Origin of the sequence: Rhizobium sp. N122 (genome assembly GCF_002211295.1) — a bacterium.
Lineage (GTDB): Bacteria > Pseudomonadota > Alphaproteobacteria > Rhizobiales > Rhizobiaceae > Rhizobium.
Window position 1 is genome coordinate 1 of sequence record NZ_LOKU01000032.1, and the last position, 23,003, is coordinate 23,003.

At 59.6% G+C, this 23,003-nt stretch carries 18 protein-coding genes; 8 read left to right on the forward strand and 10 right to left on the reverse strand.

Translation table 11 applies throughout. The features are described from left to right. Positions 1–454: 454 nt before the first annotated feature. Positions 455–1,477, forward strand: a complete 1,023-nt coding sequence (locus tag ATY75_RS21145; RefSeq protein WP_088939061.1) for a DUF808 domain-containing protein — start codon at positions 455–457, stop codon at positions 1,475–1,477. A 185-nt stretch (positions 1,478–1,662) separates the two neighbouring features. Here the strand turns inward: ATY75_RS21145 and ATY75_RS21150 are convergent, their stop codons facing one another. Continuing rightward, entirely contained in the window at positions 1,663–3,459 is a 1,797-nt protein-coding gene (locus tag ATY75_RS21150; RefSeq protein ID WP_088939062.1) for an adenylate/guanylate cyclase domain-containing protein, read from the reverse strand. Between the two features lie 58 nt (positions 3,460–3,517). Further along, the gene (locus ATY75_RS21155) at positions 3,518–5,836 is read right to left on the reverse strand and encodes a membrane-bound PQQ-dependent dehydrogenase, glucose/quinate/shikimate family (protein ID WP_088939063.1); all 2,319 of its coding nucleotides are present in this window, start codon (positions 5,834–5,836) and stop codon (positions 3,518–3,520) included. A gap of 143 nt (positions 5,837–5,979) precedes the next feature. Between ATY75_RS21155 and ATY75_RS21160 the strand changes: the two genes are divergently transcribed. After that, the gene (locus ATY75_RS21160) at positions 5,980–7,200 is read left to right on the forward strand and encodes an acyltransferase (RefSeq protein WP_190241399.1); all 1,221 of its coding nucleotides are present in this window, start codon (positions 5,980–5,982) and stop codon (positions 7,198–7,200) included. A 503-nt stretch (positions 7,201–7,703) separates the two neighbouring features. Continuing rightward, positions 7,704–8,003 (forward strand): hypothetical protein, encoded by a 300-nt coding sequence (locus ATY75_RS21165; protein WP_088939064.1) that lies wholly within the window; start codon positions 7,704–7,706, stop codon positions 8,001–8,003. Positions 8,004–8,062: 59 nt separating this feature from the next. On the opposite strand, the gene ATY75_RS21170 is transcribed toward ATY75_RS21165, so the two are convergent. After that, the gene (locus tag ATY75_RS21170; RefSeq protein ID WP_088939065.1) at positions 8,063–8,713 is read right to left on the reverse strand and encodes a sugar transferase; all 651 of its coding nucleotides are present in this window, start codon (positions 8,711–8,713) and stop codon (positions 8,063–8,065) included. Positions 8,714–9,164: 451 nt separating this feature from the next. Between ATY75_RS21170 and ATY75_RS21175 the strand changes: the two genes are divergently transcribed. Next, complete coding sequence (locus ATY75_RS21175) at positions 9,165–9,917, forward strand: Crp/Fnr family transcriptional regulator (protein ID WP_088939066.1); 753 nt, start codon at positions 9,165–9,167, stop codon at positions 9,915–9,917. A gap of 76 nt (positions 9,918–9,993) precedes the next feature. Here the strand turns inward: ATY75_RS21175 and ATY75_RS21180 are convergent, their stop codons facing one another. Next, a complete protein-coding gene (locus ATY75_RS21180) occupies positions 9,994–11,016 on the reverse strand; it encodes a glycosyltransferase family 2 protein (protein ID WP_088939067.1) in 1,023 nt (340 codons plus the stop codon). A 104-nt stretch (positions 11,017–11,120) separates the two neighbouring features. Beyond that, positions 11,121–12,032: a glycosyltransferase gene (locus tag ATY75_RS21185; RefSeq protein WP_088939068.1), complete on the reverse strand. Its 912-nt coding sequence runs from the start codon at positions 12,030–12,032 to the stop codon at positions 11,121–11,123. A gap of 296 nt (positions 12,033–12,328) precedes the next feature. On the opposite strand from ATY75_RS21185, the gene ATY75_RS21195 reads away from it, so the two are divergent. Beyond that, on the forward strand, positions 12,329–12,625 hold the full coding sequence (locus tag ATY75_RS21195; protein ID WP_088939070.1) for a hypothetical protein: 297 nt from the start codon (positions 12,329–12,331) through the stop codon (positions 12,623–12,625). A 50-nt stretch (positions 12,626–12,675) separates the two neighbouring features. Here the strand turns inward: ATY75_RS21195 and ATY75_RS21200 are convergent, their stop codons facing one another. The 5 genes from ATY75_RS21200 to ATY75_RS21220 form a co-directional block, all read right to left on the reverse strand. After that, entirely contained in the window at positions 12,676–14,142 is a 1,467-nt protein-coding gene (locus ATY75_RS21200) for a hypothetical protein (protein WP_088939071.1), read from the reverse strand. Between the two features lie 125 nt (positions 14,143–14,267). Continuing rightward, entirely contained in the window at positions 14,268–15,635 is a 1,368-nt protein-coding gene (locus ATY75_RS21205; RefSeq protein WP_088939072.1) for a polysaccharide biosynthesis/export family protein, read from the reverse strand. Positions 15,636–15,639: 4 nt separating this feature from the next. Continuing rightward, positions 15,640–16,602: a glycosyltransferase family 2 protein gene (locus ATY75_RS21210; protein ID WP_088939073.1), complete on the reverse strand. Its 963-nt coding sequence runs from the start codon at positions 16,600–16,602 to the stop codon at positions 15,640–15,642. Next, positions 16,599–18,269, reverse strand: coding sequence for a polysaccharide biosynthesis tyrosine autokinase (locus ATY75_RS21215; protein ID WP_245317609.1), 1,671 nt, complete (start codon positions 18,267–18,269; stop codon positions 16,599–16,601). Before ATY75_RS21215 ends, ATY75_RS21210 begins: the two co-directional genes overlap by 4 nt. A gap of 214 nt (positions 18,270–18,483) precedes the next feature. After that, a complete protein-coding gene (locus ATY75_RS21220; RefSeq protein WP_088939075.1) occupies positions 18,484–19,185 on the reverse strand; it encodes a sugar transferase in 702 nt (233 codons plus the stop codon). A gap of 470 nt (positions 19,186–19,655) precedes the next feature. On the opposite strand from ATY75_RS21220, the gene ATY75_RS21225 reads away from it, so the two are divergent. From ATY75_RS21225 to ATY75_RS21235, 3 genes are read left to right on the forward strand one after another with little or no spacing between them, the layout of a single operon-like run. After that, positions 19,656–20,393, forward strand: coding sequence for a Crp/Fnr family transcriptional regulator (locus tag ATY75_RS21225; protein WP_088939076.1), 738 nt, complete (start codon positions 19,656–19,658; stop codon positions 20,391–20,393). Next, on the forward strand, positions 20,393–21,742 hold the full coding sequence (locus ATY75_RS21230) for a glycosyltransferase family 4 protein (protein ID WP_088939077.1): 1,350 nt from the start codon (positions 20,393–20,395) through the stop codon (positions 21,740–21,742). Before ATY75_RS21225 ends, ATY75_RS21230 begins: the two co-directional genes overlap by 1 nt. Further along, entirely contained in the window at positions 21,739–22,983 is a 1,245-nt protein-coding gene (locus ATY75_RS21235; protein WP_088939078.1) for a glycosyltransferase family 4 protein, read from the forward strand. Before ATY75_RS21230 ends, ATY75_RS21235 begins: the two co-directional genes overlap by 4 nt. Positions 22,984–23,003: the final 20 nt, after the last annotated feature.

The window sequence follows — 23,003 nt, forward strand, 5'->3', positions numbered from 1 at the left end:
CTCGTCAGGGGACCGCAAGGAGGCAAAGCCGACGAAGCGGGACAGAAAAACAGCAAAGCCTGATCCCGCAACCAAATTCTCGACTGCCAATACGCAAAAACCCGCCTCTCGGCGGGCTTTTGCGTTTCTGAGGCAGAGATCGCGTTCTCGCCTGCCGCATTGAGCTGCGGAAGCTGACGTTCCCGGGTCTGGCGAAGGGGCGGATCCTGATCCGCCGCATTGACGCGGAGTGCAAATTTGGGGCTGTCACGGGTTTCGCTGAAATGGGAGCGGCAGGCTTGCTCTCCGCCAGGGAGGCGGGCCGAGCCCGATGCGGGTGAATAACGGCGGCATTGCCGTTGCGATCTGCGCGTGGCATCTTCCCTCCGGGGATGCCACGTCTCGCCTCGAGGTCGTTGGATGGCGGTTTTTCCATTTTTCGCTATCTAAATCTATCTTCCCAACGGAGGCTTGAATGAGTGTTGGCTTGATCGCCCTTCTTGATGATATCGCCGCATTGGCCAAGGTGGCTGCAGCCTCGCTTGACGATATTGCCGGCCAGGCAGCCAAGGCGGGCGCGAAAGCGGCAGGCGTCGTCATCGATGATGCGGCAGTCACACCCCGCTACGTCACCGGATTTTCGGCAGCACGCGAAGTGCCGATCATCGGTAAGATCGCAGTCGGTTCGCTGAAGAACAAGCTTCTGATCCTGCTTCCCGCAGCGCTTATCCTGAGCCTCGTCGCGCCACAGGCGATCACACCGCTGCTTATGATCGGCGGACTTTTTCTCTGCTACGAGGGCGTGGAAAAAATCTACGCACTGGTCCTGCCGCATGCGGCTCATGCGCATGAATCGGCACTCGAGACGACAAGCCTTGATGCGCAATCCCTCGAAGACGAGAAGGTCGCCGGTGCGATTAAGACCGATTTCATCCTGTCGGCCGAAATCATGGCGATTACGCTCGCCGCGGTGCCATCCGGCAGCCTATTCACGCAGGCCTTCATCCTAGCCGTCGTGGGGCTGGGCATAACGGCCATGGTCTATGGCGGCGTGGCGCTGATCGTGAAGGCCGATGATCTGGGCCTGATGATGGCGCGGGTGCAGACGGCGTCCCCGATGGGGGCATTCCTGCGCGTGGCCGGACGCGGGCTGGTCACAGGCATGCCTTATTTTCTGAAAGCGCTCGGTATTATCGGAACGGCGGCGATGATCTGGGTCGGCGGCGGCATCATCGTGCACGGCCTCGAAGCCTATGGAGTGGGCGGCCTCGCGCATCTCATCCATGATGCCGGGGAGGCTGTCTCCCATGCCATTCCCGTTCTGGCGTCCGTGCTGCGATGGATCGTCGAGGCCACCGGAGCGGGCATCGTCGGTATTGTCGCCGGGTTGATCACGATTCCGGTCGCAGGCTACGTCATCTCGCCGATGTGGCGGTACCTCAAATCACTCCTGCCGCGTCGCCGGCGGAAAGAGGCACTGGCGGACGGGAAAAAATGAAACCCGGCCATCGATAGGCTGCGATGATCGATGGGCTCGACGGCAATTCAGCATGAGAGCGGGCCTCGCGCGCGGCTAAATTGCGCTTGCCGGCGCTATGATCCTGTCGGAGGCGTGATCCGAGAAATTTCGGGCCTGGACTGCCCGATGATCTGCCCGCTCATCTGTCCGAGCCGCAGTTTCTGTCAGCGTTGACCGACATCCGGGACGATCAGTCCCGCCTTGCGCAGCCCTTCGACGCGGCGGTTAAAGTCCTCTGGGTTTCGGAAAGGGAGGACGCGGCGGCGGCGTTCGATGGAGAAATCCGGATTGATCCGGAGCGCCTTCTCCCACGCCTGCCGGGCATCCTCCGGCCGGCCGAGATGGCCGTAGCATGACGCGAGCAGCGCATAGGCGGTTTCCGATTGCGCGTTTTGTTCGAGCCGTTGCTCGATCGCGGTGATCGCCTGCTCATATTCACCGAGAGAAAAGTGCGCATCGGCGAGAAATTGCAAAAGAATTTCCGGATAATGCGGGTCAAGCCGCATCGATGCATCGAGCGTTTCCAAGGCGCCTGCAGGATCGCCTGAGAAGATCTGGATATGGGCCATCAGTATCAGCAGTTCGGCGGAGTTGGGCGACAGGGCGAGGCCGCGCAGCACTTCCGCCCGCGCCCGGTCCAGTTCGCGGCTCCACATGCAGGCCATGCCCAGGGCGAAGTGGCTATTGGGCTGTTCTTCGGCCATATCCACTGTCTGCTGCGCCAGATCCAGCCCGGTCCGCAGCGAACCCTCCGGATCCTCGCTCCAGGCGTTGACGTAGTCGAGGACATGCGTGAAGGAGATCAGAGCCCGGGCCGCCGCATAGTCCGGATCGATGGCGACAGCCTCCGCTGCCAGGCCGCGGGCGGCTCTGTTTCCGCTTCGGCTATGGGTCGACGCCTGCTCGCGCCCGCGCAACAACAATTCGTAAGCGCTGACATCGACGGCGCGCCCTTGGGCCAAACGATCATGGTCGCCATGCGTGAGGTTCAGTTTGAGCGCTGCCACGATCTCCTGGGTCAGTTCATCCTGAACCGCAAAAATGTCGGTGAGATCGCGGTCGAAGCGGCTGGCCCAGATGTGTCCGCCATTGCTCGCGTCGATCAGTTGAGCCGTGACACGCACGCGGTTGCCGGCCTTGCGCACGCTGCCCTCCAGAACATAGCGGACGCCGAGCGCCCTGGCCATCTCAGGCACCGAGGCTGTGACATTCTTGTAGACGAAGGATGAGTTGCGGGCGATCACGTGCAATTCGGACAGCTTCGAGAGGTCGGTGATGATGTCTTCGCTGATACCGTCGGAGAAATATTCCTGTTCGGCGTCGCCGCTCATGTTGTTGAAGGCCAGCACGGCGATGGAGGGTTTGTCGGCAACGGCCGCAGCCGAAGGCGGTCTCGTTGCGGGCGGCTTGGCCGGCGGCCGTGCCGGGACCGGCTGCGAAGCGGGCCCCACCTGCAGCAAATAGACCCGCATCGGCTCGGCGATATTCTTGAGTTGGATTTGGCCGAGATCGGTCACGGCGAGATCAAGCCGCGCTCTCACCTGGCGGTAGGCATCTTCGGAGAGACAAATGGCGCCGGGCCTGGCAACTCCCTCCAAGCGGGCGGCGATGTTGACGCCGTCGCCCATCAAGTCGCCGTCGCTCTCCTCGACCACATCGCCCAGATGGATCCCGACCCGGAACTCGATGCGATGCTCGGGAGGCACGCCGATATTGCGCTCGACCATGGCAGTCTGCACCTCGATTGCACAGCGCACGGCGTCGACGACACTGCGAAACTCGATGAGGCTTCCATCGCCGGTGCGCTTGACGACGCGGCCATTGTGCACGGCGATGGTCGGATCGACCAGATCGCTGCGCAATGTTCGCAGCCGCGCCAGGATGCGGTCCTCGTCCGCACCGGCGAGACGGCTGTAGCCGACCACATCCGCGACCAGGATTGCCGCCAGTTTTCGCGTCACGCTCGTAGCCCAGGTTCCTTGTCGGACCCAAAATAACACAGTGTGAGCGGCAGCGGCGCTATTCTTCGTCTTTCAGCGTAAATGCGAGCACGTAATCGCCGGCGTCCTTCGAATATGGCGCTCCGCCAACCGAGATCACGACATATTGCTTGCCGGTTTTCGGCGAGACGTAGGTCATGGGCGTGGCGCTCGAGCCGACCGGCAGAGGATATTTCCAGAGCTCATTGCCGTTCTCAGCATCGTAAGCGCGGATATAATAGTCCTGGAAGCCGGCGAAGAAGACGATACCGCCGGCAGTCGCCGACGTGCCGGCATAACTCGGCAGGCCCATCGGCATCGGCAGGTTGCTTTTGATTTTAAACGGCCCGAGTTGTTCGGCGGTTCCGGCCGGGACCTGCCATGCGATCTTGCGTGTATTCAGATCCACGGCCGTGACGGTGCCGAAGGGCGGCTGCGTGCAGGGAACGCGGAGCCTCGAGGTCCACATTTCGGTGGCCATGCCGTATGGTGTGCCGCGCTGCGGGGCGGAGGGGCCGTGGGCGGTGGTGGTGAGGGCGAAATCGACATATTCCCCGCGGGTAATGAGGGCGAAGAGGCTGGGCACGCGGATATCGTTCAGGAAGACCCTGTTGTTGGGCAGATCGACCGACACGCTCCCCCAGTTGAGGCCGCCAAGGTTCCCCGGCTGCTGAATCGCATATTGCGGGCCGATCGGGGTGAAATCGCCGTCGTAGCGCATCTTTCGAAAGGCGATGCGGCATGCCAGCTGATCGAACATCGTCAGGCCCCAGGTGGTCTGCTCCGTCACCCGTTCTGCACCGATTGTCGGCATGCCGACGGAATAGGGCTGCGTCGGAGACAATTTCTCTTCCGGCGCGCCGCCTTGCTGCGGCACCGGCTTCTCCTGAACCTCGGCAAGCGGTGCACCGGTCTGACGGTTGAGCAGGAAAAGCTGGCCGCGTTTGGTGGTCTGCAGGAGAGCAGGGACCCTGGCGCCGTTGCCGTCGGGAAGGTCGATCAGAACCGGTTGAGCCGGCAGGTCATAGTCCCAGATATCGTGATGCACGGTCTGGAACTTCCATTTTTCCCGTCCCGTCGTGACGTCGAGCGCTACCAAGGTGGCATTATATTGATCGGCGAAGGCCGGGCGATTGACGCCGTAATAATCCGGCGTGGTATTGCCGAGCGGTGCATAGATGAGGCCGAGCTTGTCGTCGAATGCGGCCGTCGTCCACATGTTGGGCGTGGCCCGTGTATAGGTCTGCCCCTCCGGCGGGAGTTTGGTAGTCTCGGGATTGCCGAGATCCCATGCCCATTCGAGTTCACCGGTGACGACATTGAAGGCGCGGATGACGCCCGAGGGTTCGCCAACCTCCTGATTGTCTATGACCCAGCCTCCGATGACGATCAGATTGCGGGCAATCAGCGGCGCCGATGTCTGGAAATAATAACCTGACTTTACTTCACCCATGCCCTGGGAAAGCTGCACGGTGCCATTGTCTCCGAAGCCCTTGCAGGGTGCGCCGGTCTTGCTGTCGATCTCCAGGAGACGGGCATCGATCGTCGTCTGCACCAGACGCTCATTGCAAAGACCGTCGGCGGATCGGGCCTCCTGCGGCATCTTGTAGTAGCCGAGGCCGCGGCAGCGTTGCCAGTAAGGCGCTGTCGCCTTGGGATCGAAGGTCCAGCGGGGTTTGCCCGTATCGGCATCCAGCGCTGCGATGACATTTGTCGGCGTGCAGGTGTAGACGGTGTCGCCGATCTGCAGAGGCGTGTTCTGGTCGGCGCCATCGCTTTTCCCGGTGCGATATGTCCAGGCAAGATCGAGCTTGGCGACATTGCCGCGGTTGATCTGATCGAACGGGGAGTAGCGATCTCCGGCCGTGTTGCGGCCATAGGATGTCCAGTCGGAGGGCGAGTTGTCGCCCTTGGCAGTTTTGTAGGCGGGGATGCCGGCGGCGGGGCGAATCAGGTTATGCGGCGTGAAAGCAAGGCCGAAACCGACAGTGAACACGATGGCCGCAAGCAAGGTGCCGCCATAGAAGAGTCTGCGGTTGGCAGTCGGCGAAAGCGACGGCGCAAAGAGGAGTGCAAAGCCCGCCAGCGCGATGGGCGACATCAAACGCGCAAAAAGCGCCCAGAAATTGAAACCCGACTCCCATAGCGCCCAGGGAAGTGTCAAAACGGCGACAAGCACGACGATGAGGGCGCCCGATGTCTGCCGGCGCCACAGCAGAAGCGCGGCAGCCAGATAGGCAAGTCCGATGATCGCGTAATAGGGCGAGCCGCCGAGGCTGAGCAGCAAGGCGCCGCCTCCCAACAGCCCCAATCCGATAAAGGCGAGCACAACAAAAAACAGGGTGGCCAGAAATTTCATGGTTTCCTCATCCAATCCGCCGCCCGATCGCCTGTTTCAGCTCCGACCGTCGCATGGCGCCTCGGGAAGCGCAGGGCCATTGGGTTGATGGTCAGCGGTCTCATCTTCGGGAGAGGGGCGCTCTCTCGTTCAATTTCTTCCTGATGTACCTCTGGTCACTGACACGTGGCCCCGACCCGGCAATGATGCCGCCGCCGCTTCGCGGCAACAGTTTGCAGTTCCAAATCGAGCCAATACTTCTGAAAGGGCCACAGATGTTTCTCGGCGAAAAACTTGATCTAGCAAAAGGGCGACCGACAGGATTCGACTACATGCGATTGCTGTTAGCCTTCTCAGTGCTCTGGATACATACGGCCCGCGTCACGTACGGCGATGACCTGTTTCTCTGGGAGTCCCCCTTCCGTCCCGTCATCAAATCAGTGCTGCCCATGTTCTTCGTCCTGAGCGGATTCCTGGTGGCTGGCAGTCTTGAACGGTCGAAGACATTGATCTCCTTTCTCGGTAACCGATTTATCCGGATCTACCCTGCTCTTGCGGTGGAGGTATTGCTGGCTGCCTTTATACTCGGAGCGATCTATACAGAGTATGACCTGCGTGACTATTTCACCGATCCCCAGTTCTTTACCTATCTGCTGAATGTCACCGGCCACATCCACTTCAATCTGCCCGGCGTATTCCTGGATAATCCCGACGCCGCGATGGTGAACGGGCAACTCTGGACGGTGCCCTTCGAGCTCGAGTGCTATGCCGCCATTGCCGCCCTGTTTCTGCTCGGCGTGGTCAGGCGGCGGGTGATCGCCCTTATCGCAACGCCGGCTTTGATCATCGGCTTCGGCATTGTAAGGTATTGGAAACATGAGAGCGATTGGGCAACGATGCCGACGACCGCGTCAGGCAATCTACTCATCTGTGCGTTTCTGGTGGGGGTGACCTTCTATCTCTACAAGGACAAGGTTCTGTGGGATGTAAGAATTTTCCTTGCCTCGGTGGCAATCATATTATGGGCCTACTGGTTTTCTTCCCTTGGGGATTTCATTGCCATTCCGGCAATGGGATATGTGACGGTCTTCCTCGGCCTGACCTCCCCCCGCAAGCTCGGCATTCTCAATGGTGCTGACTATTCCTACGGCGTCTTCCTCTATGGCTATCCCATTCAACAGGCGTTCGTAGCGCTTGGGCCCTGGGCGCATAACTGGTGGTTGAATGGTATTGTCTGCAGCATCGTTGCCACCTGCTTTGCCGCCTTCTCGTGGAGATTCATCGAAAAACCGGCGTTGAAATTGAGGAAACAGGTCACCTGGCTTGAAAGCCTCAGCCTCCAGCGCGGCGCAAAACGGCAATTGGCCGCCGCAGTCTCGAAATAGGCTCATCGACAACGGCCTCGATGCCGGCAATTCCATCGTGCCCAATCGCCACGAACATCAGCAAGGCTCGCCGATCACCGGCGAGCCTTGTGTCGTTGAAGCGTGGCGACTGCCGAAGAGGAACATCCGTCTGTTGCGAAGGCTGGGCGTGGAGCAGTCTTGCCGCACATCACGGATGCCGGCGCCATCTCGTGCTTGGCCGGCAAGCGCCATTGGATCATCGCGCGTGCATAGGCGCTATACGCTGCAGACCTCCTGATGAGACGCACTAGATCTTCCGACGTGCTTCAAGCATCTCTTGGTTTTGGACGATAGAACGGCCCTACCGGATGAATAGCCGAATATTCTGCGCTTGGGTCGGTCGGCTTACTGGGCGGATCTTAGCAATATTTTAACAATAATCGATAAAATACTTTGATCGGACTTCGTTTCGACTTTGGGCTTTGTCATGTCATTGAGGGCAGACGGCGGCTTGAAGGAGGCGTGGAGAGAGGGGCAGACTTATGCTGAAGAGTGCTCTTATCGTGGTTGCCGTCTCGATCGCCGCCGGAGCGACCATACGCGCCTCGGCCTTTGCAATCTTTACATTTCTGCTGATCGTTGCCTGGGGTGCGATGATCCTGCTGAAAGGCTCTTCCTTTTCGGAAGCGATCGTCTACTGCCTCGAAGCGCTCGTCCTGATGGAAGTAAGCTATCTGGCAGGTCTATTTGCCTATTCGTTGTGGGGGCATATCCAAAGGCGCCGAAGAAAAAACTCGATCCCAGAGCGTTCTCATATGACCGGCAAGCGTCCCCACGGATAAGGCCGGGGCGGACAGGGCAGGATGCGGCCGCTGCGCGTATCGGGAAAACCGAAACGACCCTATGCGTCCATTTTGGGCAATAAGGCATGCCGGGAAAGCAAGGCTGCCAGCGCCTTTGCCATGATCACGAAATCCAAGGCGAGCGTCCATTTACACAGATACTCGACGTCGAGTGAAACTCTGTTCTGATAATTGACGCCTTCGCTGATCTGCCAATGGCCGGTGAGGCCAGGACGGACCGCGATGTAGGCATAGGCATATTCGCCGTAACGTGGCAGCTCTTCTTTGGGAATGGCGCAGGGCCCGACGAGGCTCATTTGCCCAAGCAGCACGTTGATCAGTTGCGGAAGCTTCTCGAGGTTCGACCGCGTCACGATGTCGCCGACGACAGTCACAGGCGAGTTGGCCGTTGCGTCGGCTCCCGTCGTCCGAAACTTCAGGCAACCGAACTCCTTTCCCCCATAGCCGATCCGCCGATCGGCAGTGAAAATGGCACCCCGATCGCTGAGCATTATAATGAAGGCTACCGATAGAAAGAGCGGCGACAGAAGGAATAGGAGAGACGCCGCAAGGATGATGTCCAATGCACGCTTCAGAATTCTGCTGATCTTATGGAATTTTGACGAATAGAAGGGACGCCCTTGTTTTTGCGCCCCGGTGCAATCCCGCCGAGGTTCAGTTGGGTTGATGCCCTGATTTTTTCCCGTCATCCGCGTCTCCGTTGGGCGAATCCCAGAAACAACAGCCAAAGCTTGTTTTAATATAAGTCTGATGTCTGTGACCCAGGTCATAGTGGTGAATAAATTATTTATTACCTGAAGTTTTTATTTCATCTTTCTAAGCTTTTATTCGCATAGTGCAACACGTAAACGAAATGTTACTAATATTAATATGGATTTCCATGTTAAGCTTCTTTTCTAGAGATTTATTCTGCAATTGGACAATTGTCACAAATCGTATAAAAATCCAATTGTACCTTTAAACGGTTGTATCCTGTAGAATTCAATATGGATTTCGTGATATATAAATATGAGCAGTCGTCATGATTTATGTATAAATTAGAATATGATTTTTATGTTATTACTATTTGACTTTCTAATTTAACGAATTACGAATGTCTCTGGCGATAATAAACGAATTAGCCTGCGTGGAGTTGCGCGTATGGACGGGGCGATTAGCATCAAAGATAACAAGACTGGCGGAAGCGCGGCGCGAATAGGCGAAGCGGTTACTTGCGGGGCGGTAGGTATTCTATATGGCGGCCGGGGGGATTTGGATCACGAGTTCCCGTTTTGCCGTTCGAGTGTTCGGAAGTTTCGCCGCGGCGAGATTATTGCCGGCGCCGGTGACGCCATCGACATGTTTGCCCGTGTGCAGCGCGGAATGGTGAGCGCAAGCACCCCGCTTGCGGATGGGCGAGAGTTCATCGTGGAAATCATTCCAAAAGGCGGCTTGATCGGCGAATTGGAAGTGCTGCGCAAGCAGTCGCTCAGCCTGGAATATCGGGCCTCAGCGGACTGCGAATTGCATTACTTCGATGGTCGTCTGCTGCGGGACCTGTGTGCAAACGATCCGCAATTTCAGGTGAAGATCCTGTCGAAGGCGCTGGCGCGTGTTTCCGAACTCGAGCTGCGGATCATTTCCAACGCCGGATCGAGCCTAAGGCAGAGATTGGCCCGGACGCTGCTGCGCCTTTCCGCCTTGTACAAAGTGGATGCGCAACACAGCGGCGATGAGCTGCTCATCTCCCAACATGACCTGGCGGCGACGCTGCCGGCGTCGCGCGAAAAGGTCAATCAGTGCCTGCGGCGTTTGCGCGAGAGCAAAGTGGTGGACGGCACACAGGGCAAAATCCGCATTCTCAATCGGAAGGCGCTGGAAGCTTATGCCGATGGTGTGGAGGCTCTTGCTTAAGAGCCGCCTCGACGAAAGAATGCAGCAGCGAAAGCCTCAACAAAACCCGCCGCCGGCGGGTTTTGTGCGACGCGCTTTAGACTTCGGTTTCGGACGCATTCCTCCAGTATTTCCAGCCCTCACCCTGAATGAGCCCGTGATCGGAGAGATCCTTCCAACTTCTGTAGGTGCCGGAATCGTCGCAGACGAAGTCATCCTTATCCTTGCTCGAGGAATATACGGCATACTCCTCCGTATGTTGGGATCGGTGCGCCGCATCGGCAACCTTGTGCACGAAGCTCGACAGAAACTTGAAATGCAGAAGCGCGCCGGACACGCCGAGCGCTCCGCGCATGTCGCCCAAATTCAGGGAGAGCGGCCAGACCTGGTGCGATGATTTGAGAAAAAGACGTTCACCCTCGATATAGACGAGAGGTATCTTATTGAGCGCGGGGCCGTCCCAGAGCCGGTCGTGGAAATAGACCCGCCCACGAACGCCGCCCTTGATCCATATCGTCCCGTTGCGTTCGTCGAAATGCGCGACATAGCCGGATCGGTCGAAGAGATCGCAGACCTCAAGCGGATTTCGGCCGGGTTCGCAAATGTTTTCGAGAACGGGATGCCGGCTGTACATGTCGATCATTACCGAGCGCAGCGAACGGCCGCCGGTGGAATCGATATAGGCGGTCAGTTGATCGATCGGCCGCGTGTCGCAATGCGGATAGACCAGGAACTCGTCGGCGTCGACATAAAGAACCCATTTCTCCTGGCAGTGCCGGTTGATGACTTCGTTGATCCAGTCATTCCCGAATCTCGCCGCTTTGTAGGATCCGTGGGCAGAAAGAAGGGAGACGTCGTCGAAGCCGGACAGCAGCTCGGCCGTGCCATCGGTGGAGCCGTTGTCGATGCAGATGAAGTGCTCGAAGCCGAGATCGCGATAATACTGCAGGAAGAATGCCAGCCGATGCCCCTCGTCGCGGATGACGCAGATGACAACATGACGCGCCTGCTTGAGCCCGCTGCGCAGCAGGTCGTAGCGAACCTGCCGAGCCTTGAGCGAGCGGCGCAGGCGGGCTTTTGCGTAATGCGAGATACTGGCGGCGGAAGCCCTATAACTCATAGTCTGTCCTGAACATTCGTTGCGCTTCCGCCTGCACTCCAAGGGTCGACCGCGATGCCGAGTTCAGTCACGCGGAGATTCATCCTCAGGCGGGTGACAATGGATCACACGGCGTAGTCTCCAACCAGCAGGCTCTGGACCCGGGGACTGGGCCCGTCCTGCTCGATTGCGTGTTTGATGCGCGCCCGCACCGACCGGTATTTATAGAGGAGCTTACGATCGAGGCTTATTCCGCGATACAGCGAGCTGTAAATCGGATGCGCTTTGCGCAGATCGACATAGACTTGGCTTTCCCTATCGGTCCAGGGAAAGAAGGTGCCGTGCCACGGTTTCGGATGCGCCATATAATGGACGATCGACAAGGAGGACATGTTGACCAGATGAAGGAACTGTTTGGGAAAGTTCCAGCGGTTCGACACGAGGATGAGCGATGAGCCGCAGACATAATTTAATGCGCCCTGATCATGTTTGCCCTCGCAGGCTTCGGGATTTCTAGCAAAAAGCGCAAGCGCCTCCTGTCCGATCCAGCCGTTGCGGTGGAATTTCAAGACGCCCGCGTTGAAATAGTGGCTGCTCTTTCCGGTGTTGAGGAAATCATGGATCGCCGTGTAGTCACGCGCCGCGAAAAACCTGCCCTCGGGCACAACGGCATTTTCGAGCCTGCCGAGATCGCTGACGATCTGCGTGTCCCCATCAAGGTAGATGATCTGGGTATAGTTGGCCGGCAGGATCTCGCAAAGGACCAGCTTGGCCATGGTGCTGACGCTGATCCGTCCCTGGAAATGCGATTCGTCGAGCCTGCCGAGCGAATCCTGCAGCGCTTCGGTCGCATCGATCAGGTCGACCCCGCTTGCTGCGAGCAGGGCTTTCAGCTCTTCGAAATTATCGAGATGTTCCGACATCAGGACACAGACATCGGTCGCGGCGCTTGCAAATTTCCGAGCCTGAAGCGCCGAGAGAATAGTCGGAAATGAATATTCGACATCCGTGACGTAGACGACGCACTGATTGTTCATGTCCTCATCCTTCCGATCGTCTGCAACAGGAATGAATCGCTGTGGCCTTCCAAGCCGAGGGAACTGTTGTTGATTGAGCCGAAGGGCCTGTCGTATGAAAGCCCAGTCCGGTATATATTGCCGAGATGCAGTCTCGGCCGTTGGCTTGTCGGCGTCCGGCTGCCGGCGATTTTCGTGTGTTTCATTGTTGAGATATTCACCATGAAGAATGCCCTGCCTGCGATGCGGCTGCGTTTCGATATCTTCTTCCCTGGCAGGACAATGGGGGGCGGGGCGCAGACAGAAGAGGTGTTTGCATGCTGATCACAGCGCTGATCGCCGCCGTGATTTCGATAGCTGCCGGTGCTTGCATCCGCGCCTGGGCTTTCGCTGTCTTTGCATTCCTTGTGGCCATCGGCTTCGGCGGCGTGGTTTTCGTGGATGGGTCCTCCGCGGTTGCGGCGATCGGATCCGCTATCGCTATCCTCGTGCTGATGGAGATCGGCTATCTGACGAGCGTCTTCCTGTCGGGGCTGCTGCGGCGCAATGCCAGACTGCGGGAGAGCAATTCTGCAGACAATGTCTCTGCCGCCAGCGAGCGCCAGCAAGGCTGATATCGAGACTGCGCCAGGCTGCCATCCATCACGAAAGTCTTGAGCGGGCGTCATGGCGTTGAAAACATCGGCGCTCTCATTCGAGATGCCGATGCCTCCAGGCGCTGGTTCGCAGGCGATGAGACTGCCCGATACCGCGGGACATAAGGTCCGGCCAGGCAGCCGGCGGCCAGGCCCGCCGAGGTGCTGAACAGCAAGCCGAGATCCGTGCCGCTGCCTGATATCGCCGCGGAGCCGATCTGTGCAAGGGATGCCATGACGGCCGCGGTGCCGATCGCGCGGGTCTCCCGGTCGCCAAATTTGTATCGGCCGGGTGCCCTTACCAGGCTGTAGGTGAAGAGAGCGAACAGGACGGTGCCGGTCAATCCGACATTAGACAGCAATGCGGCGATGAAACTGGAGGCGCGAACCGTGCCCAGTCCAGCGCCGAAAGTGGCGGTGTCGACGAATGCGATCAATGCCAGTGTGTTCCAGGCGGTGCGCTCTTCGCCGGACTGCGATTGGAGCTTGTCCGATACCGTGGTGGTCAGGAGGCCGGCGATGGAATTCCATGCATCGGGGACAAGGCTGAGCGCCGTGATGGCGCAGGGAATGAAGAACAGAGTGATCGCAAGGAACGCCACGTGCGGGGTCGTGGCGGGACCACCGACCAGGCGTTTCAGGCAGAACAGCACGAACATGCAGACAATAAAGGCGCCCGCGACATAGGCGGTTGTCGAGGTGCAGAGCACGATGGTGGGGACGATCAGAAGCGTTGCCAACCCCGCCATGCGGCCTTGGACGCGCTCCAGCCAAAGCATGAGCGTGAAGGCGAAATAAGCCAGTGCGACAGCGCCGTACATGCTGGCTTCGGGAAAGGGGCCGACGATGCGCTTGAAGCCGTGGATGGTCTCGGCCGTATGCATCGTATAATTCGCATTTCTGATGATATCGAGCACATCGGCCTGGCCGATCTGGAACGTTGCGAGGTCGATCAGCGCGAAGGCAAAACACGCGATCGATGCCAGGATCAGCTGCTGCGCGATGAAGCGGCCATATCCGAGCCGCGCAAGTCCGGCGACGACGGCGAAGCAGGCGAGGTCGCCGAGCAGATAGACGGACTGGCTCAGATTGGACGAGCCCGGAGCCAGTGGCGCCGCAATCGTCGACATCATGCCCGAGGGATCTCTGGCGGAGGAGTAAACGAGGGTGGCGCCGGCAAAGATACGGGGCAGGAAGAAGGACGACACCACGGAGAACAGGATGTAGCAGGCAAACCAGAAGCCAGGCCCCGGATAGGCGATGCTGGCGAGCATCGCCTGCGTCTGCAGCGGGCGCAGCAGGGCCGTCATGACGAGAAAGAGCACCAGAAGGTGGCTCGGCTGGATGCTGCTGCCGCCGAGAGCCGGCAGTTGCAGAGCCGCTGCGGCTCCGAGCAGCGTCGAGAGGCAAAGGGCGGTGATGGCAAAGCGCGCGCCGTTGAGCATGCTGAGCACGCCAAGCAGCAGAACGATGAAACCGATCGGATCTATCGACATGCTTCAGATCCCGCGCTGGAGTGCGAGCGGCCGAAGCATCGCTCTTGCCGAAGAGCGGCATCCAGCTTTCGGCGGGATGGGCAAGGCGAAAGCCGCCCGCTGTGGTCGATGATCACAACCGTCTCCTAGTTCGATCCCGTCTGGGATATCCAGCCGGGAGCCGGGCCACTGTCCCCGGCCACATCGGAGGACGGGACCGTCGAACTCTGTTTCTGCGGCGGCGAAGATTGCGTCTGAAGGTTCGCATCCAGGCCGACCTCGACGAGATCGTGCGGCAGCAATGCGGTTTGCTCGTCGGCCACAATGCTGCGGGAGGTTCCGTCGTCATTGCGACGCACGATCCTGTAATTTTTCTGCGCCCTGCCGAGACCCGGCGCGTCGGTGTTGATCTGGGCGAGTTGGGCGTCGTAACCCGCCTGTTCGCCCAGAAGCTGGGCCACCTGGATGTCGATCGCCGCCCTGCCGATCGCGAGATTGACTTGGTTCAGCAGGTCCTGGTTTTCGCTGTTCTGCCGGTTGACGATGTTGATCTTGGAACGGTCGGCCTCGCTGAGGCCCTGGCGCGCCGTGGTCAGGGCGACTTCGAGATCGATCAGGGTGCCTTGCGCATCCGCAACCCAGCGGTCGACCGAGACCTGGCGCGAATTGCTGACCAGGCCTTTGCTCACCAGGCTGTTGACATTGTCCAGTTCTTTCTGGGCAAGTTCGATCTGCCGTTTTTGCGAAGCGATCTTGGCTTCCAGCGACTCGGCCTGCTGGCCATAGAGACGAGTGAGGTCGTTCGCCGCTTCGATCCGGCTGGCGATGTCGACGCGCCGCAGCCGCATCAGGTTCAGTTCCTGGGCTTTCAGCTTGTCCACGTCGGGTGTTCCCAAGAGTTCGGCGGGGATTTCGAAACTCTGCTCGCCGGCGATCTCGGCGCGCAGCCGCGCCTGCCGCATCAGCAGGTCGCGCCGGTTGAGAACGGCCGTTCGATAGGCGCCGGCGGCCTGGATCCGGTCGCGCTCGAAATAGGTATTGTCTTCGCGTTCCCGCAGGAAGCCGCCGGCGATGCTGACAGCCTTCATCACCGTCATGTTGGGTTCGAAAGGATAGCGGCCGGGGGTCTGCACGGTGCCGGTGACGAAAATCGGCGCATGCTCGGCAATCTCCAGGGCGATGTACGGCTTGCCCGGAAGTGCGGACTGTTCGGCCAGCGCGGCGGCAATGGCATCGGCAAGCTGCTCGGTGGTCTTTCCATTCGCCTGCAGGTGGCCGGCGATCGGGATCGACAGATTGCCGGCATCATCAATGGTATAGACGCCGTCGAGAGCCTCCCAGCTGGCATAGCGGGAATCCGACGACCGCCATTCGACGACGCGCAGCCTGACCTTGTCTTCCGGCACGAGAGTGAATGTTTGCGCGTGGGCGACGCTCCAGCCGGTCAGGCAGCAGAATGCCAGCAAGGCGAGTGCGGCGGAGACGAGACGATCGAACGAGGATGTAGGCTGCATTGGTCTATCTCCGTTTTGCTGCGGCCGACGAGGAAGGCATCTCGCGCGGCGACGGAGTGCCGAATTCGAGAATGCGGGACGGAGAGGCGCGGCCGACAAGAAGATCGGACAGCGCCAGCAAATTGCCGTTCAAACGTCCCCACCGGTCGATCAGGCGGTCCTTCAACAGGGCGCCCGACACATTTGCCAGGATGTTGCGGCCGATCTGCGCAATTGCACGACCTTTCGACATCGTGCCTTTGCGGATCAGGTAGACCGGATTGGCGACCTGTGAATAGCCGAGTCTTCGGCCGGGCTGGCGTCCGGATCTGACGCCGAGATGCACGCCGCGGGCGCCTTCGACATGCACGGACCGGCCGTGACGGGCGATGGACCTGCTGAAATCGACATCCTCGAGCCAGCCGTAAAGCGGCAACTGCTCGTCGAAGGTCACGGCGTGCGCGATAACGGGTGCAAGGCGAACCGCCATGTTGCATCCATAGGCGTTGTAGACATCCGCCACACGCTCGGCGGCTTCGCCTGCCGTATCGAGAACCTCCAGGGCCTGCTGCATGCTGAGGCCCCCGTCGAGGACGCCGTCGGCCAGCACCTCCCCGGTGGCGATTGCCACCTCCGGCCTTGCTGCAAAGACGGCTGCCATCCGCGGCAGGAAGGTCGCGGCGGGAATGAAGTCGTCATCCAGGAAGATCAGAACGTCCGTATCAGCCGCTGCGGCCCGGATAATCCTGTTGCGCTGGGCGGTCAGGCCGCGGCTGCCGACGAAGACTTCCACATTGCGGCGGCCGGCGAGCCCGGCGGCATCCTCGATGACCGGCACGCAGACGATGAGCCGTTCCGCCTGGTGCGGCAGGCCTGTGAGATAGTCGATCGTCTCCCGCAGTATCGAAGGGCGCCCCGCCGAGGCGATCCCCAAGGCGATCCGCAAGGGACGGTTTTGTGTTGTTGCTTCTGCCGAAGGTGAGATCATGATTCTACTCTCTTCGGTGCATGGTTGATGATCGCGCCAACGATCTCGGCGCCAACATTGCGCATGGTGTCGATGACGCGCACGGTATCGTCGATCGAGGTGTGCCCATGCGAGGTGACGACGAGGACGCCATCCAGCTCCGGCGCAATGGCACTGGCATCGGGGGAAGCCGAGAATGCGGAAATATCGACGAATATGGCGTCGAATTCCTTTTTCAGCTCAGCGAAGCTCAACTGCGTGCGGCGGGAACTTAGGCGAACGGCCGGCGTCACTGCTTCCACCTTGCCGAGCGGAAGGAATTTCAGGGTTGGGGTGAGGGACAACGCTGCCGTGTGGATCAGCGCGCCATTATCGAGAACATCGACGAGGCCTGCGGAACTATGGGGCGCGATCGATTTGCTGAGCGAGGATGTCTGGGCAGCCGCGTCGATCAGCAGTGTGTGCGATCCTGAAAGCGACGATAGCACCGCCAGTTCGCATGCAATGGTCGATGCCCCGCTGCCGGGGTCGACGGCGACTACCCCGATGACGACGCGGCGTTTGCGCCGAAGACCGACGATGGTTGCGCTCAATTCCGCCATGCCGGGAATAACAGCATAGGCGGCCGTGTCGCCGCTGCCCGTGCCGTCGGCGAGGAACCCGCCAGGATGCCCAATCCGGTTCTGCTTCGACCTCGCCAGCAAGGTGACGATGGATACTCCGCCGGCATCGGCAATCTGCTGAGGACGGACGATCCGGCGGTCGCCGGCGTGCCTGATCATGGCGAGCGCCAGGCCGGCGCCGAGGCCGACCGCCCCGGCAAAGGCAATGATGAGCGTGCTGCGCGGCCTTGCCTTCGAAAGAGGCAGCGTGGCCCGCGAGACGATCGTGGCGTCGGAGACGGGGTAGGTTATGCGCTGCTTGGCTTCGGTAAGCTGGGTCAGCGTGCTTTCATAAAGGGTGCGGCGGGCATCCGTCGCGCTCTGCAGCTCCGCAAGCTTGAACTGGTCGCGCGGATTGCTGTTGAATGTGTTCAAGGCGCTGGAGGCATCGGCCAGTCCGCGCTGCTGCTCCCTGATGAATTTTTCCAGCCAGTCGCTGTATTGGCGGGAAGCATCGGCCTTCATTGCGATATTCTTCTGGATATATTGCCTGGCGAGCGTATCGGCGATGGCGACGGCCTTCTGAGGGGTCGACGATGCAGCTGATATTTCGATGATTGTCGAACTCCCGATCCGGCGGATGTCCATCATGCTTTGCAGCGTGGCGATCGCCAGGTCGTGGAGCCGTTCCTCCTCCGTTCGCGGTCTGGCTGGCGTTTCCGTTCGCATGCCTGCCGTTTCCTGCCCCGTATCCACTTGAGCAGACAGTCCCAAAAGCCAGTCCTTCGCCTTGTCCAGCAGCGAAGGTTTCCAATCCACGAAGTCGGGATCGCTATCGAGATCGAGCGCCCTTACCGTCCCGCCGATGACATCGCTCGATCTGGCAATCTCCAGCTGCCCTTCTATGAAGGCGTCTTCTGCAAAGGCTCTTTGAGCTTCGGAGCTGTTCACCTGGGGGAAGATCACAAGTTGGGTGCTGGCAACGTAAGTCGGCTCGGCGGTGAGAAGATAGCCGCCGGCGATTGCAAGAAAGGCAAAGGTCGTGGCCACGATCCATAGCCAGCGCATTCTGAGAAAAAACAGCATGTCCCGCAGGGCCAGCGGCGAGTTCCCGCCAGCGGCTGCGGCGGCAGGCAGGGATATCGGGGAAACACCGCTGAAGATCGTGCTTGAGGTCATGTCGTCCTAGTCCAAAAATGACGGGATTGCGGATTAACGAGCTACTGGCAGCTTGGAAGGGACGAGGGGGGCAGCCTATCTTCGGCTTGGGGCACGATCGGCAGCTCTCCCATTTTAGTGCTCAGTACGAGCCACGCTGCGAAAACAGAGCGGGGATGGTCTTGGCGATGATGATCAAGTCCCGGCCGAGCGACCAGTTGTTGAGGTAGTGAACGTCGAGCGAAACCCGGTGCTCGTAGCTGACATCGTTGCGCCCGCTGGTCTGCCAGTGACCGGTCAGTCCAGGACGGACGGCCATGTAGGCCCAGATATGCTCGCCGTAACGCGGCAATTCCTCGGCGGTGACCGGCCGAGGGCCGACTAGGCTCATTTCACCACGCAGGACATTGAACAGCTGGGGGAGCTCGTCGAGGCTCGACCGCCTGAGGATATCGCCGACGGCCGTGATCCTCGGATCATCCTTCAGCTTGTGCGTCGCTTCCCATTCGCTGCGCGCAGCCGGGCTGTTCTGCAGCAATTCGGCAAGCTGAGCGCTCGCATCGGTCTTCATCGTCCGAAATTTGAGGCATCCGAACGGCGCTCCGCCGAAGCCGATGCGCTTATGGGAATAGAAGACCGGGCCGCGATCGGAGCACTTCACGATCATTGCGACGAAGAGCAGAAGTGGGGAAAGCAGGATCAGGGCGGTGACCGCCATCAGAAGGTCGAGCGCGCGCTTGGATGATCGGGCGGCTGCACGCGGCTGGGACGCATGGATGTCGCCGCCTTCCGCAGGCCGTCCGACACGCGACCATGCCTCGAAACTATGTGCTTCCAATGCCATCGGGGGTCTCCAAAACTTTCCGATTAAGAACCGTTCAAACTTTGCTGCGCCGCACTCTGGTTGTCTGTTACCAAGGTCATAATCCTTAATAAATTCTTTATGCTAATAAACGGTCAGAACAGAATTCCGATTGTGTCATTCGGTATTTTATTTTCATTCTAAATAAGAATGTAATCTACAAAATTGTGATTAATCAACGAAGGAAAATTTATATTTGTGACGTCAAAATTTGGTCAATTGCCATTTTTGATTAGAAAGACTTTTTAATAAGCTCATATTTATATAGAGATGAGCATTATTTGAGCATGTCTATGTTTTGATTGCGGCATGTGATGTATTTATGGCCCTGACTGACTGAAGTTTCAATATTTATTCTGTATAGTTGTGAAGTCGTTTGACTTGTGTGTTAAGCTATTTTAAATAATGCAGTGCAGCATCCTTATCGTTATTCGAGTATTGGAGTTATGCGCATGGACGGGGTGACACACGCATCTGATCGCCGGGCCGGCATCGGCAGGGCGGCGATATCGGCCGGCGGCGGCATTCATCTCGGCAGCCGCATAGTGCTCGACGATGAATTTCTTTCCTGCCGTTCGAGCGTCCGACGTTTCCGGCGCGGCGAGGTCATTGCCGGGGCAGGCGTCCTGATCGACATGTTCGCGCGCGTGCATTCAGGGGTGGTCAGTGCCAGCACGATGCTGCCCGATGGCAGGGAATTCATTGTCGAGATCATTCCGAAATCAGGCCTGATCGGCGAGCTCGAGGTGCTGCGCAGGCAGACACTGAGCCTCGAATATCGAGCCGGCTCCAACTGCGAGCTGCATTTCTTCGATGGTCGCCTGCTGCGCGATATGTATGCCAGCGATCCCGCCTTCCGCGAAAAGGTCTTTTCCAGGGCGCTGGCGCGTATTTCGGAGCTCGAGCTCCGGATCATTGCGAATGCGGCGTCAAGCCTGCAGTCGAGGCTGGCCAGCACGCTGCTGCGGCTTTCGGCTGTTTACGGAAAAGACGCGGCAAACAGCGGGGACGAACTGATCATCTCGCAAAATGACCTGGCCGCGACGCTGCCGGCGTCGCGCGAGAAGGTCAATCAATGCCTGCGGCGCCTGCGGGAAGGCAAGATCATCGACGGTGGCCAGGGCAAGATCCGCATTCTCAACCGCAAGGCGCTGGAGGCCTGTGCCAACGGCGCGGTTTCGGTGAAGTAATGCACCCGCCGCTTTCCGAGGGCATCCGATCCACCGCTGGCGCCGGCCGCCGTTTTTCCGGCCCCCGCGCTGCAAAGATCGACCGCGTGGTCGTCATCGACGACTATTCGGTGGCCAGAGGCGGCGCGACAGGCCTGGCGGTGCTGTCCGCCAAGCTTTTCCGCGGGCTCGGCATCCCCGTGACCTATATTTGCGGGGATGACGCCGCCAATGCGGAGCTTGCCGCACTCGGGGTCTCGATGGTCGGGCTGAACAGCCTCGACCTGCTCAGCGCCGAGCGTACGAAGGCGTTCGTCACGGGTATTCACAACGGCGCCGCCGTCCGCATGGTGGCGAACTGGATTGCCGAAAAGGATACCGCCAACACCGTCTACCATGTGCATGGCTGGCACCAGATCCTGTCTCCCGCGATTTTCAGAGCGCTGGCGCCGGTCGCCGGACGATGCATGGTTCACGCACATGATTTCTTTACGGCCTGCCCCAACGGTGCCTTCTTCGACTATCAGGCGCAGGAAATCTGCCGGCGACGCCCGCTTGGCGGAGGCTGCATTGCGACGGCGTGCGACAAGAGAAGTTATGCGCACAAATTGTGGCGGGTCGCCCGTGGCTCGAATATCCTCCGGCTCTTGAAGGGACAGGCCGATTTCGGTCGGATCATCCTGCTGCACGAAAAGATGGCGAGCTTTCTCGTCGGTGCCGGTTATCGGCCCGATCGGCTGACGACGATCCGCAATCCCGTCGCTCCCCTCTCCATCAAACGCATCGAGGCTGAGGCCAACGACGAGTTCGTGTTCATCGGGCGGCTGGACGAGGAGAAAGGTGTCGAGGATGCCGTCGCCGCCACGCGCAAAGCCGGCGTCAGGCTCTGCGTGATCGGGGACGGGCCGCTAATGCCGCGGGTCGCAGCGTCAGGAGATCATGTCAGGGCCGTCGGCTGGCAGTCGCATGAAGAGATCGGCCCGACCATCCGCAAGGCGCGTGCGCTGCTGATGCCCTCGCGCTATCCCGAGCCGTTCGGTCTCGTCGCGATCGAGGCGGCCAGGAGCGGTCTGCCGGTCATCATGTCGCGCAGCGCCTTTCTCGCCGAAGAAATGGAAAGAGCCGGCATGGCGGTTGCCTGCGATACGGCAGATGAAAGCGCCTTCGCCGAAAGTTTGACGCGGTTCAGTCAAATGCCGAGACAAGAGGTTCGCGTCATGAGCGAGCGGGCTTTCCGGCTGTCGCCGGATCTCGCCTCGACACATGAGGAATGGCGCGACGCGCTGCTTGCCGAATACCACAGCCTGATTTCGACGAATGCGGTTTTTGAGCCCGCAGACGGTGCGGTGATACAAGGAGTATTCAGTTGACCCTTAAAGCAACGACCTCTCTTACCGACGCGAGGGCATTTCTGACCGATGCGCCCGTTATGGCGAAAAGACGCGTCGCCGAGGCGGGAAGCACGAAAGAGATTGGGAAACTTCGGGTCGCGATCGTGCATTACTGGCTCGTTTCGATGCGCGGCGGCGAGAAGGTTCTGGAAGAGCTGTGCCGCATGTTTCCGCAGGCCGACATCTTCACCCTCGTCTGCAACCGGGACCGCATCAGCGATTTTCTGAAGACGCGCAACATCCGCACGTCCTTCCTGCAGAAAATCCCCGGCGCCCAGCGGCACTATACCAAGATGCTGCCGCTGATGCCGTTTGCGCTCGAGCAGTTCGATTTGCAGGATTACGACCTGGTGCTGTCGAGCGAATCCGGGCCTGCCAAAGGCATCATCACCCGCGCCGACGCTCTCCATGTCTGCTACTGCCATTCGCCGATGCGCTACATCTGGGATCAGTTCCATGTCTATCGCCATGGCTTGCCCTGGGCGGGCCGCGCCTTGATGTCGATTACCGCGCCCATGCTGCGCGCCTGGGACGTGACGACGTCGTCGCGCGTCGATGTGTTCGTCGCCAACTCCGATTATGTCGCAAGCCGCATTCGCCGCTTCTACGACCGGGACTCCGTCGTGATCCATCCGCCCGTTGCGGTCGACGATTTTGCCGTGGGCAAGGGGAAAGGCGAATTCTACCTCTATGCAGGACAACTGACCACCTACAAGCGGCCGGATATTGCGGTGCGCGCCTGCACCGAGGCCGGCCGGAAACTGGTGGTGATCGGCGAGGGCGAACAACTCCCTTATCTGAAGTCGATCGCCGGACCGACCGTTGAGTTTCTCGGCCATCAGCCCTTCCACGTGCTGCGCGACCACCTGTCGCGGTGCCGGGCGCTGTTGTTTCCGGGAACGGAGGATTTCGGCATCCTGCCGGTGGAAGCGATGGCGTCAGGGCGGCCGGTTTTGGCCTTCGACGCCGGCGGCGCCCGGGAAACCGTGTCCGCGCCGCAGGTGGGCTTTCGCTTCGCCGAGCAGACGACGGAAGCTCTTTTGGAAACGATGGCGGCATTCGAAGAGGTTGAGGACGATATCGATCCGCATGCAATCCGCGCGCACTCGCTGAAATTCTCCGCCACCGTATTCCGCGATCGTCTGTCCGGCCTCATCGAGCAACAGCTGTCCAGCCATGGAGACGGATCTGCCGGCCTCTTCGGAAGACGGCCGGGTTGAGGCGAAGGAACGGAACAGCC

Excerpts from the sequence above, each read along its gene's own strand:
- ATY75_RS21145 (WP_088939061.1), top strand. The coding sequence starts at position 455 with ATGAGTGTTGGCTTGATCGCCCTTCTTGATGATATCGCCGCATTGGCC.
- ATY75_RS21155 (WP_088939063.1), bottom strand. The coding sequence starts at position 5,836 with ATGAAATTTCTGGCCACCCTGTTTTTTGTTGTGCTCGCCTTTATCGGA.
- ATY75_RS21160 (WP_190241399.1), top strand. The coding sequence starts at position 5,980 with ATGTACCTCTGGTCACTGACACGTGGCCCCGACCCGGCAATGATGCCG.
- ATY75_RS21165 (WP_088939064.1), top strand. The coding sequence starts at position 7,704 with ATGCTGAAGAGTGCTCTTATCGTGGTTGCCGTCTCGATCGCCGCCGGA.
- ATY75_RS21170 (WP_088939065.1), bottom strand. The coding sequence starts at position 8,713 with ATGACGGGAAAAAATCAGGGCATCAACCCAACTGAACCTCGGCGGGAT.
- ATY75_RS21175 (WP_088939066.1), top strand. The coding sequence starts at position 9,165 with ATGGACGGGGCGATTAGCATCAAAGATAACAAGACTGGCGGAAGCGCG.
- ATY75_RS21180 (WP_088939067.1), bottom strand. The coding sequence starts at position 11,016 with ATGAGTTATAGGGCTTCCGCCGCCAGTATCTCGCATTACGCAAAAGCC.
- ATY75_RS21185 (WP_088939068.1), bottom strand. The coding sequence starts at position 12,032 with ATGAACAATCAGTGCGTCGTCTACGTCACGGATGTCGAATATTCATTT.
- ATY75_RS21195 (WP_088939070.1), top strand. The coding sequence starts at position 12,329 with ATGCTGATCACAGCGCTGATCGCCGCCGTGATTTCGATAGCTGCCGGT.
- ATY75_RS21200 (WP_088939071.1), bottom strand. The coding sequence starts at position 14,142 with ATGTCGATAGATCCGATCGGTTTCATCGTTCTGCTGCTTGGCGTGCTC.
- ATY75_RS21205 (WP_088939072.1), bottom strand. The coding sequence starts at position 15,635 with ATGCAGCCTACATCCTCGTTCGATCGTCTCGTCTCCGCCGCACTCGCC.
- ATY75_RS21210 (WP_088939073.1), bottom strand. The coding sequence starts at position 16,602 with ATGATCTCACCTTCGGCAGAAGCAACAACACAAAACCGTCCCTTGCGG.
- ATY75_RS21215 (WP_245317609.1), bottom strand. The coding sequence starts at position 18,269 with ATGCTGTTTTTTCTCAGAATGCGCTGGCTATGGATCGTGGCCACGACC.
- ATY75_RS21220 (WP_088939075.1), bottom strand. The coding sequence starts at position 19,185 with ATGGCATTGGAAGCACATAGTTTCGAGGCATGGTCGCGTGTCGGACGG.
- ATY75_RS21225 (WP_088939076.1), top strand. The coding sequence starts at position 19,656 with ATGGACGGGGTGACACACGCATCTGATCGCCGGGCCGGCATCGGCAGG.
- ATY75_RS21230 (WP_088939077.1), top strand. The coding sequence starts at position 20,393 with ATGCACCCGCCGCTTTCCGAGGGCATCCGATCCACCGCTGGCGCCGGC.